9 protein-coding genes are annotated in these 10,105 nt (G+C 58.5%); 5 read left to right on the top strand and 4 right to left on the bottom strand.

The window, feature by feature from the left end; translation table 11 throughout:
* Positions 1 to 1,222: TolC family protein (locus PHI64_RS22665; protein ID WP_299888405.1), on the bottom strand; the 1,222-nt coding region annotated here is incomplete at its 3' end.
* A gap of 490 nt (positions 1,223 to 1,712) precedes the next feature.
* Here PHI64_RS22665 and PHI64_RS22670 point away from each other — a divergent pair.
* Positions 1,713 to 2,396, top strand: a complete 684-nt coding sequence (locus tag PHI64_RS22670) for a heavy metal response regulator transcription factor (protein ID WP_299888408.1) — start codon at positions 1,713 to 1,715, stop codon at positions 2,394 to 2,396.
* Positions 2,387 to 3,832, top strand: coding sequence for a heavy metal sensor histidine kinase (locus PHI64_RS22675; protein ID WP_299888411.1), 1,446 nt, complete (start codon positions 2,387 to 2,389; stop codon positions 3,830 to 3,832). Before PHI64_RS22670 ends, PHI64_RS22675 begins: the two co-directional genes overlap by 10 nt.
* Before the next feature lie 1,104 nt (positions 3,833 to 4,936).
* Here the strand turns inward: PHI64_RS22675 and PHI64_RS22680 are convergent.
* The gene (locus PHI64_RS22680; RefSeq protein ID WP_299888414.1) at positions 4,937 to 5,647 is read right to left on the bottom strand and encodes a hypothetical protein; all 711 of its coding nucleotides are present in this window, start codon (positions 5,645 to 5,647) and stop codon (positions 4,937 to 4,939) included.
* Between PHI64_RS22680 and PHI64_RS22685 the strand changes: the two genes are divergently transcribed.
* Genes PHI64_RS22685 through PHI64_RS22695 form a run of 3 tightly spaced genes read left to right on the top strand, consistent with a single transcriptional unit; the run spans position 5,627 to position 8,411 of the window.
* The gene (locus PHI64_RS22685; protein WP_299888417.1) at positions 5,627 to 7,051 is read left to right on the top strand and encodes a site-specific integrase; all 1,425 of its coding nucleotides are present in this window, start codon (positions 5,627 to 5,629) and stop codon (positions 7,049 to 7,051) included. The two genes, PHI64_RS22680 and PHI64_RS22685, sit on opposite strands and share 21 nt — an antisense overlap.
* Before the next feature lie 5 nt (positions 7,052 to 7,056).
* A complete protein-coding gene (locus PHI64_RS22690; protein ID WP_299888420.1) occupies positions 7,057 to 7,722 on the top strand; it encodes a hypothetical protein in 666 nt (221 codons plus the stop codon).
* Positions 7,719 to 8,411, top strand: a complete 693-nt coding sequence (locus PHI64_RS22695; protein ID WP_299888423.1) for a PIN domain-containing protein — start codon at positions 7,719 to 7,721, stop codon at positions 8,409 to 8,411. Before PHI64_RS22690 ends, PHI64_RS22695 begins: the two co-directional genes overlap by 4 nt.
* 17 nt (positions 8,412 to 8,428) lie before the next feature.
* On the opposite strand, the gene tnpC is transcribed toward PHI64_RS22695, so the two are convergent.
* Together tnpC and PHI64_RS22705 are read right to left on the bottom strand one after the other, a co-directional pair.
* Complete coding sequence (gene tnpC, locus PHI64_RS22700) at positions 8,429 to 8,785, bottom strand: Tn3 family transposase post-transcriptional regulator TnpC (RefSeq protein ID WP_299888425.1); 357 nt, start codon at positions 8,783 to 8,785, stop codon at positions 8,429 to 8,431.
* Positions 8,782 to 10,105 (bottom strand): transposase (locus PHI64_RS22705; protein ID WP_299888428.1); only part of this gene is annotated, 1,324 nt, incomplete at its 5' end. The genes PHI64_RS22705 and tnpC, both read right to left, overlap by 4 nt.

A 10,105-nucleotide genomic window follows, 5' to 3' on the forward strand; every position in this document is an offset into this window, starting at 1 on the left:
TCCGCTTGTTGAGCGGCACGATTTCGTCCCGGTAGTGCTTTGCAATGTCGAAGCTGTTGCGATACGCCGAGTAGGCTTCGCGGACTTCCGAACGGGCGTTGATGGCGGCTTCGGCCGCACGTTCAACAGCCTGGCCATAGATGGCTTCCGCCTTGGCAACCTTGCTGCCGCCAAAGTCGAAGATCGGGAGTTCGAAACTCACTTCGTAGCCACGTTTGTAGCCGCTATCCCGCGTGCCCTCCAGGACACGCGCCGGTCCGAACTCCAGCACGTTGATGAAGCGCGTGGCCTGGGTGAGGCCAAGGTTCTTGGCCAGTGCCTCGGTTTCGAGACGAACCGCCTGGAGATCGAGGCGCTGATCCAGTGCCGTTTGCTCGACTGCCGGCAACTCGTCGGGCAACTTGGGCAGATCGGGCAGGCGCTCGGGGAGTCGAATCACCTGGGGTGATGGCAGGCCCAGCAGTTTGGTCAGCCGCTCCCGCGCCGCGATGTTGGCTTGCTCGGCCCGAGCCAGTTCGAGGGCTGCGGACGCATAAAAGCCTTGCTCTCGGGCCTGCTGCAACCGGTTGAAGTTACCGACGTCCGCCATCTTGCGGGCCAGGCCAGCGCCGGCTTCGGCGGCCTGCCTGACTTTCCGGAGGTAACGGACCGACTCTTCAGCCGCGATGGCTCCAAAGTAGGCCTTGCGCGTCTCGGATGCCAGCCTCGCCACCTCCAGCGCCGTCATGCGCTGGGTCTGGGCGAAGTTGCGTTTCTCGACCTCCACGGCAAGCGGCATGGTGATCAGCGCAAACAGGTTGAAGGTCAGCACCTGTTCGATCTTGAATTCGCGGACCCCATTCTCGGCGCGGCTGGTACGCAGCATGGAAAAATGCGGATTCGGCAAGCGCCCGGCCTGGACCATCTCGGCCTCGCTGATTCCAAGATCGTAAAATGCGGCGCGGAGTCCCCGGTTGTTGTAGATGGCGACCTGAACGGCATCCTCAACGGCCAAGGGCTTGGCCAGCAGTTCGGCCACACGTGTATCGATCTCTTTGCGGGCCTCGTCGCTTCTGGCCCATTGGGCATCGGCACCGATACGGGTGCGGGTCGTTTCCCGCACGGTATCGAAGCCTCCGTCCGGAGAAAAACTGGCACAGCCACTCAGGACCAGCGTACCAAGGACCAGGGCGGTCAGCCCCTTGATGGCGCGGGAGTGTCGTGGAGATGGGGTTGAGCGCACGGCGAACTCCTAATGGTGATGATCAGCAGAGGGCCTCGCTGAGGCCGGCGGCGTCGCTCCGCTTTCCTTTTGCAAAGCCTCATCGATGTTGGCAGGTGGCATATGGCCTGCATGCATGCCGCCTGTACGCTGAACACCATCGTTGGCAGCTCGCCATGAGCCAACGGGGGCTTCCGACCAGGCACGATAATCGGACAGGGAGGATGCATGAGGGGAAGTCCTGGAAGCAGGCTCCAGGGTGAGCGGCTCAGCAGCCAGGACGCTTTTCGTCAAGGCCAGTGCCAGCAGCCCGAGCAGGGGTGATCGCATCGGTCGTCTCCATGGGGTCAAAGGGGGGCCTCGGGAATCTGGAGTTCCCATGGCGAGCAGTGTGCGGTGCAAAAACCGACAGGAGACTGACCCGGGAATTACATCTTTGTAATCTTGGAAAGATTGGAAGCGGCTTGCGCCAAACTAACGCGGCCAAATAGAGAATGCTGCGAGGAAGACAATGAAAATACTGATCGTCGAGGATGAGCCCAAAACTGGGGACTACCTTAAGCAAGGGCTGGTTGAAGCCGGCTTCAACGTAGACCTGGTGCGGGACGGCATGGACGGACTGCACTTCGGGATGACCGATATCTACGATCTCATCGTGCTCGACGTGATGCTGCCAGGGCTCGACGGTTGGCGCGTGCTGCAGGCCCTGCGCAAGGCCGGCAAGGAGATGCCTGTCCTGTTTCTGACTGCCAAGGACAGTGTGGATGACCGGGTCAAGGGGCTTGAGCTTGGGGCCGACGACTACCTGGTCAAACCCTTCGCCTTCTCGGAGCTTCTGGCTCGCGTTCGCACGCTCTTGCGCCGGGGCGCGAAGAACAAGGAAGTCGATGCCCTTCATGCGGCAGATCTGGAATTGGACCTCCTGCGCAGGCGCGTCAAGCGCGCTGGCAAACGGATTGACCTCACCGCGAAAGAATTTGCCCTCCTCGAGCTCCTGCTACGGCGGCGTGGTGAAGTGCTACCGCGCTCCCTGATCGCCTCGCAGGTGTGGGACATGAACTTCGATAGCGACACCAACGTGATCGAAGTGGCAGTGCGTCGCCTGCGGGCCAAGATCGACGATGGTTTCGAACCCAAGCTGATTCGCACCGTGCGCGGCATGGGCTATGTGCTGGAGGAGCAGGAGTGCGAGTAGTCCGCCTGGGAGCCCGCCGCAAGTCCCTGACCTTCCGCCTCACTCTGCTGTTCGCGGCAGCATCGACCGTGGTCTTGCTGATACTGGGCCTGATTGTGGCCGAGTCCGTCGAACACCACTTTGAAGAGCAGGACATGGAGGCCCTGAGCGGCAAGCTCGAGCTGATTCGCCACGCCTTGGCCAAGGTGAATTCGTCACAGGATCTGGCGGCAATTCCGCAGCAGATGGATGATTCCTTGATCGGCCACCATGGACTGATCGTGGCCGTAAAGGGACCTGACGGTCAAACCCTGTTCGCTACCCACGATGCGCCCTTCCCCCAACCTTTGCTGGATCGGGTCAAATCACCTGAGGCTGAGCGCCCTTACGTGTGGCAAGTCGACGATCAGTTATCTTTTCGAGGCATCGTGGCTGAAGCCCCCACCGGGGTTCAGGGGTGGCAGCCTGCTGTCGTCGCCGTAGCGACGGACATCTCCCACCACAACAGCTTCATGGATTCATTCATGAAGACCCTCTGGAGTGTGGTCATTGGAGGCACCTTGGCGACCGGGCTGCTCGGTTGGTTTGCTGCCCGTCGAGGCTTGGCGCCACTTCGCGAGATGAAACGAAGAGCTACGGAAGTCAGCGCCCAACGTCTCGACCAGCGTTTGCCCGTCGATGCCGTCCCTGTCGAACTGGCTGAGTTGGCCGAGTCCCTCAACGACATGCTGGCCCGGCTGGAGGAGTCCTTCAAGCGACTTTCTGATTTCTCATCAGACCTGGCCCACGAGCTCCGGACGCCGGTCAGCAACCTGATGACGCAAACCCAGGTTGCCCTCTCCAAGACCCGTAGCTCCGCAGAATACCGTGAAGTCCTGGAGTCTAACTGCGAGGAGTTCGATCGTCTGTCGCGGATGATTTCGGACATGCTGTTTTTGGCCAAATCGGAAAACGGTCTCATCGTGCCGGGCCAGGAGAGCTTTGATCTGGCGGACGAGGTCACGGCCCTGTTCGACTTTTACGGTGCTCTGGCGGAGGAGAATGGCGTCTCGCTAGGGCTTGAGGGCTCAGGACAGGTGACCGGAGACCGACTGATGCTCCGGCGCGCCATCGGCAACCTGCTGTCCAACGCGCTTCGCTACACACCATCTGGCGGGCGCATTGTCGTGACGGTCAGCGTCGTACGAGACAGTGCAGACACCGAGACAATTCACCTTGCTATCGAGAACACCGGGGAGCCCATCCCGTCGGAACACCTGTCACGTCTCTTCGACCGCTTCTACCGCGTGGATGCATCCCGTCGCCACACAGGGGATGGCGCCGGGCTGGGCCTTGCCATCACTCGCTCAATCCTGCGATCTCACGGAGGCGACATTGAGGGACGGGCGGGGGAAGGAAGCAACATTTTCGAGATGTGGATACCGACATCGATCGTCACGCCCCGGAGCGCGGACTGACCTGTTTGGCCGTTCACAGCCATGATTTGCTCAAATGCGCTCCCTTCCCCAAATGGCTCGTTGCTTCAAGCAACGAGCCGTCGCTTGGAGGATCTCGGCCTTCAGACACTCCGGGCAACATCCACTAGGGACACTGAGGCGGCTATTACGCTATTTGCCCAGTTCACTGACTGCATGTATTGCATGCTTTGCGTTAGAGGAGCGCTGGCTCAACACCAAGATCTCTCCCGATCGCGATGCTCATGTCCGGGAACATACGCACCTGATCGAACTGACAGTCGAGCTCTACATGAACTTCATGACGGATGATCGGCTCACCTGTGCCTCCATACATCGCGCTCTCGAGAACGCCTTCTTGCCACACATCGTCACGAGGGACCGTGCGCTCATTCCGCGCCATCAGACATTCGCACCATGACTGCCAGAATGTATGGATTGCGTACGTTCTCTTTCGTGTTCTAGTATCTCAACGCCTTCCCCTCGCACGGAAGGTGTTCCTGTGTTCAGACCCCATGTGCTATGAAGCAACCCGCTCGCAGCCTTCTCTTGAAAAAACACGCTTCGTCCCTCAAGGCGAAGAAACGGCTCGTTCGGTCCATTGAGTCTGTCCGATCGACACCGGCAGTTCAGGAGCGCGCGGAGCAGCTGGCCGCTGCCGCTCGCCGTGCCAAGGAAGCGCATTTCCTGGACAAGTATCGGGTCACGCTGCCTGGCTGATGCTGACTGACGAGGGATAGGGTTACCTCCCCATCACGGATGGTTGAGCCGGCGACTCTCGGCACATTCTCGTGTGTCAAAAAAACGCGCCTAGACGGCTTTCTGACCGCACAGGCACCGACCTTGCACGAAGCCAGACTGGGCTTAACCGGCGTGGTCTTTCATCAACAGTTCGAAGGTCCGGTCGGCTACTTCACACTTGCCAACGACGCGATCAAGCTCAACGACTCTGAGAAGTTCTAGTTGGGGTTCGGTGAGCACGTCGAGTTCGCAGCTGTTCCCGCCGTCAAGATCGGGCGACTTGCCGTCCGCCAGGACGTGCAGCGTAAAGGAGTAGGCCCCGGACGATCAAGATGTATCGTGACGTCTTCAAGGGCCTCTGAGTACTCAGCTGCGGCCAGCACCTAAGGCTTCCAGATAGGCTGACCATACGCCGTTGAGGAGTTGTCGGTAGCGTTGAATGTCGTCCAGGCGCACGAATAGGTCTTGTCCGAAGAGCGGCGTCCCAATGTCCGGCTTGTGGACAACGACCGTCGGGTCATCGAGCACATCCTGCTCATAATCAGCCAGAAACAGGTGAGGCGCGGCCGTATAGAGTTCTTGAGCCGATGCGCCGTCGCCGTGTTTGACGGTATTAGCCAGGAGACGAAGTTCATCTAGGCCAGATCGCTGCTCCGTGGACAGAACGGGATCCGTGAGCGTCTTGTCCCACGCCTTCAGTACATCAGACCCAAACTTGAGCGGTTTGTGATTCAGGACGCGAACGTGAAAGGTCCGGACTTGCTGTTCAAACAAGTGGTAGAGAGTGACCGCGAACATGTTCTGAAGTCCTTGGCGCAGATCGAGCACGATGTCGAAATGCATGATTGACGCTTCGAAAGCGACGTCATGAGCCATTTGCGGATCAAGCCAGTTGCCATCGTTGGCACGCTCATGGTTCGCATGGTAAGCCTCTCGTTGGATGGCCTCTACTTCCGCGTGCACGGACTCAAACGTCGGTAGGAGCCGTACCGTCAAAGTGTCCACAAGCCGATCGATCTGATCCCGGTAAAGCTGTCGATAGTGTTCCAGTTCCCAATGAGCCAGCATCGCGGACATGTCCTTTCCATCATTCAAGCTTGGAAAGGACATGCTAAGGGCTTTCCGCTGAAAGCAGATCATCTTGCCTCAGAGGTCTGGAGCTGTTTGCTCCGAAGTGGATTTGTCATACCCTTGTCCTTGATGAACCGCCTCGACCAATACCTCGAAGCCGCCCAGCGGGAAAACACCCGTCTGAGCTACCAGTCGGCCTTGCGACACTTCGAGGTCGAATGGGGAGGTTTCCTGCCGGCAACCACCGATTCGGTTGCCCGCTATCTGGCCGACTACGGTGGCAAGCTGGCGTCTAGCACACTGCGCCATCGGTTGGCCGCGCTGTCGCGGTGGCATGCCGATCACGGCTTTGTCGATCCGACCAAGGCCCCGCTGGTTCGCCAGGTTCTCAAAGGTATCCGTGCGCTCCATCCCAGTCAGGAGAAGCAGGCCAAACCGCTTGAACTTGAGCATTTGCAGCGCGTGGTCAGCTGGCTTGAAGCAGAGATAGTCCTTGCGCAGTCATCGGGCGATCAACAGGCACTACTGCGACATACCCGCGATCGGGCACTGGTCCTCATCGGCTTCTGGCGGGGCTTCAGAGCCGACGAGCTCTCCAGTCTGCGCATTGAATACATCGAGGTCGTTTCCGGCGAAGGCTTGACCTGCTATCTCCCGCGCAGCAAGGGAGACCGGGAATTTGCCGGACGCCGCTTTCAGTGTCCGGCTTTGTCGAGGCTGTGTCCCGTAGCGGCGTACTCGGCATGGATCGCCACCTCGGGACTCGTTGAAGGTGAGGTATTCCGGAAGGTCGAGCGGTGGGGAGGCGTCGCAGCAGCGGGCCTTCACCCTGGTAGCCTGATTCCTCTGCTGCGCAAGATTTTTGCTGCCGCGGGTATAGAGGACTCGGGGGATTACAGCAGTCACTCTTTGCGTCGGGGATTTGCGGGTTGGGCACGAGCCAGTGGCTGGGATGTGAAGGACTTGATGGCCTACGTCGGCTGGCGCGACATGAAGTCGGCCATGCGCTACCTGGATGCGAGAGAGACAAACCTTCAGGCTCGCTTTGAAGAGGGGCTGTGCTCACAAGAGGCATCGAACAAGAACGAATCCGCATCAGCGGGCGTTACGGAAGTGGTGACAACGACCACTGTCCGCGTAGAACTCACTTTGATTCGTTTGAGCGAATCATCGCGTGGCGTAGCCCGGGCACGCCAGGCCATCGAGCATCGTTGCTTTGAGCCTCTGAATATGCGCCGTCTAAACGTCGATGGCACCGAGTATGAGCTTGCGATCCCTGTGGTTTCCAGGGATTCGCTGGATGAAACACTCTACGGGCTGATCGAAACGATGTACCAGATCGCGGATGACAATCACTGTGGTCTCGAAACGCGTATCCACGAACCTGCTACCAACACCATTTGGGATTGATTCACATGGACAACGATTTGGGCTCATTCCTGGTTTTTCGGGAACTTACGGTTCGAGGCCTCTATCCGGCCCTTGAGCGTTTGGGAGGCGTGATCCAGGAGCGCTTGCCTGCACACTGGCGACGCGACACGCTCAAGGAGCGGGAGAATACCCGCATGTTCGGTGACAAATCACTGCTTGTCTTTGAGCGGGATGGCTCGAGCGGACTGCCTGCTTCCGGGGTGGCCATGCTGATTGACGGAGAGAAAGCGGAGGTCGTCAACATCGTCCCGCTCGAAAAAAGTCAGTTATCTGCCAAAGAGTACAACGCGGTCCTGGTTGAACTTACCAGGACTGCGATAGAACCTGCTGCTGTGGCATTGGGGCTCAAATGCGAACTCACCGATGACCTGAAGCCATTTACGGCATGGGTCAGCCCCGAGGCAGGGGATGCCTTACGGCGCTTCAGCATTCTGGCTAACCACGGGACGGGCTCATCCCACCCTCTGGACAGGGAGCGCTGGTTCGCCTTCCTCCTGTGCTGTCATCGAGATCGATGTGAGCTCGACACGGACATGCTTCAACGATGGCTGATGGAACAAGGAGACTGGTCCTTCGAGCGCGCCAGCGATCTCGCCATCGAATATGAGTTTGGACGAGGCCTGTTGAAGTTTGCCGAGCGGAACGCATGAGTGCTGAGGATAAGGTCGCCCGACAGCCGTGGCTCTTCATTCTCGACACATGCGTCCTGCTGGATATCGTTCGAGCGCCCGTCAGACGCGAATTCTCCCCGGAAAGCGCAAGAGCGCTCGTTGATGTTGTCAGCTGGGTGCGCGCTCAAGATCAGTTGATTCGTATCATCATTCCTTCGTTGGTTCGTGAAGAATTCGAACTGAATCTTCAAAAGGTCCAGGATGACGCTGTTCAGGACCTTTCCCGGACGCTGTCGAATCTCGCTCATGCACGCCAGACTCTGGACATCCTCTCAGCCAGAACGCAGAGCCCGCCAACTGATGACGCATCCCAATGGATTGCAGACTGCGTGCGCTTTGCGAGAGACCTGATCAACTCCGCCCAAGAGCTCCCGACATCAGACGAAGATGTCCGACGTGCGGGAATGCGCTCATTGAAAGGGTTGGCGCCTGCAAAGCGAGGGAAATCCAGTTTGCCGGATTGTGTCATTACCGAATTCGCTCTACGTATTGCGCGGGACAATCTTCAGGACTCCAGCCCATACTCTGTCCTTTTCATCAGCGCCAACGATGCGGACTACTGTGACGGCAGACGCCTCATTGCATCGCTACAAACCGAGTTCGACGCTGCGGGGCTGAATTTCTGCAGGAACTGGGCGGAGTCTCGCGGGAGCATCATGCTTAGGTAGCTGAAGACCCATGCCGCTCAATCCTCCAAGTGGGGTGCGAGATCCGCGAGTGGCTGAATCACGGCAGCAATCTCGTTGCACGTCCTAGCGGCCGACTGAAGCTCCTCCACCAGCGCACCAGCAAGCTCCCACAGATCCTCCTTGTGAGGCTCACAGAGTGGAGCGCCGTTGACCACCGTGTGAGTCATGCGATGAAGGCGCAGAAAATCGTCTCGGATCCCTTTGATGGGTCTGAAACGCCGCATAAAGAACTCCAGACGTTCAACCTGTAGCAGCAAGTCCTCTGTATTGTACTCTTCGATCAGAGATCCCAATTTCGCGGTGTCGACATCGCCGTAAGGCGTGGTGGAGAAAGTCGGTGGCGGAATCTTCATTGCTCCGGCCTCATGACTTTCGCTTGTCGGGCATGTTGAACAGACGCAGCAGCCTCCTGGAATGCTGAGTCTCCAATCCAGGCTTCCGGCTTGCGATTGAGCTTGAGGCTGTAAACACCGAACCGTTTCACGTGTGCCACCTGGTACGGACTCAGGAAGGACACATCGTCGTCCGAGATCTTCCATCCATCGCGCTTCATACGCTGAAGCGTCCGAATCATGTCGACGGTGTTCTGCAGAATCAAGGCTGAGGCCACGAGGTCGTTGTAGCGCAACCGCTTCTGCTGCTCGTCCGGCTCGTTGACGGCGATGACGTCTCCACCGAACGACACCCACTTTGCAAAGCCGTTATAGGACTCGACCTTGTTCGTGTTGGCCGTGATCTCCTGACGCATCTCGCGGTTGCCGATCCACTCCAGCAAGAAGATGGTCCGAACGACATTCCCCAACTCCTGGGCAGCGAAGAAAAGCCGGTTCTTGCGACTGCTGGAGCCCAGCTTGCGGAGCAGCGTGGCGGACGAAATCCGGCCCGCGTAGATGGAAAGAGCAACCTGCATCAGGTCTTTCCAATGGCGCTCGATCAACTCCCAGTTCACCACACCGGAGAACAGGCGGTTGATGTGTTCGTACTTCGCGGCCTTTTCAGGTCGGTAGAGCGTCAGATTCTTCCAGTTCCGAATTCTGGGCATCAACTTGATGCCCAGAAGATGGGTAAAGGCAAAAACGGTCGACGACTGTCCCTGCGTATCTGAGTGAACCGTATCGGACTCGACGGACAGTCCCGCCTTGAGTAACCCCTCAATGACGTAGATGGCCTCCCAGACGCCAGGCGCGATGAAGTGCCGGAACACCGCGATGTAGTTGTTGGCGACGTGCCGGTAAGCCACCGCGCCCATCTTGCGATACCGAAAGTGATATCCGGCCAGCAGATTCTCATCGAAGAAGTCGTACTGCGTGCCATCGGCGGCAACGGTCTTGCCATCTCCCCAGATCTTGGGCAGATCCAACCGAAGATAGACCTCGTTGAGCTCGCGCTGCGCAGCTTCGAGGCTTTCGATCGACAGGTGGCGCCGATTGACGAACGAGAGCATGTGCGGTGTGACACCATTGTTGCTGAGATGCCTGGCCGCCTGACTGGGGCCGAGATTGCATCCCATGGCAAAAATGGTCAGCAGATAGCGTTCGGCGGGCTGATTGATCTTGGCCATGTTGCCGGACAGCGGTCCAAAATGTCGCGTAAACCCCACCCATTGCTCGATGTTTCCCAGCACGTCCAGAATGTGCCTTGAAGGCATGCGTTCCGTCAGCGCATTCTGCAGC

The sequence above is a fragment of the Zoogloea sp. genome, assembly GCF_028689785.1.
In the GTDB taxonomy this organism is placed as follows: domain Bacteria; phylum Pseudomonadota; class Gammaproteobacteria; order Burkholderiales; family Rhodocyclaceae; genus Zoogloea.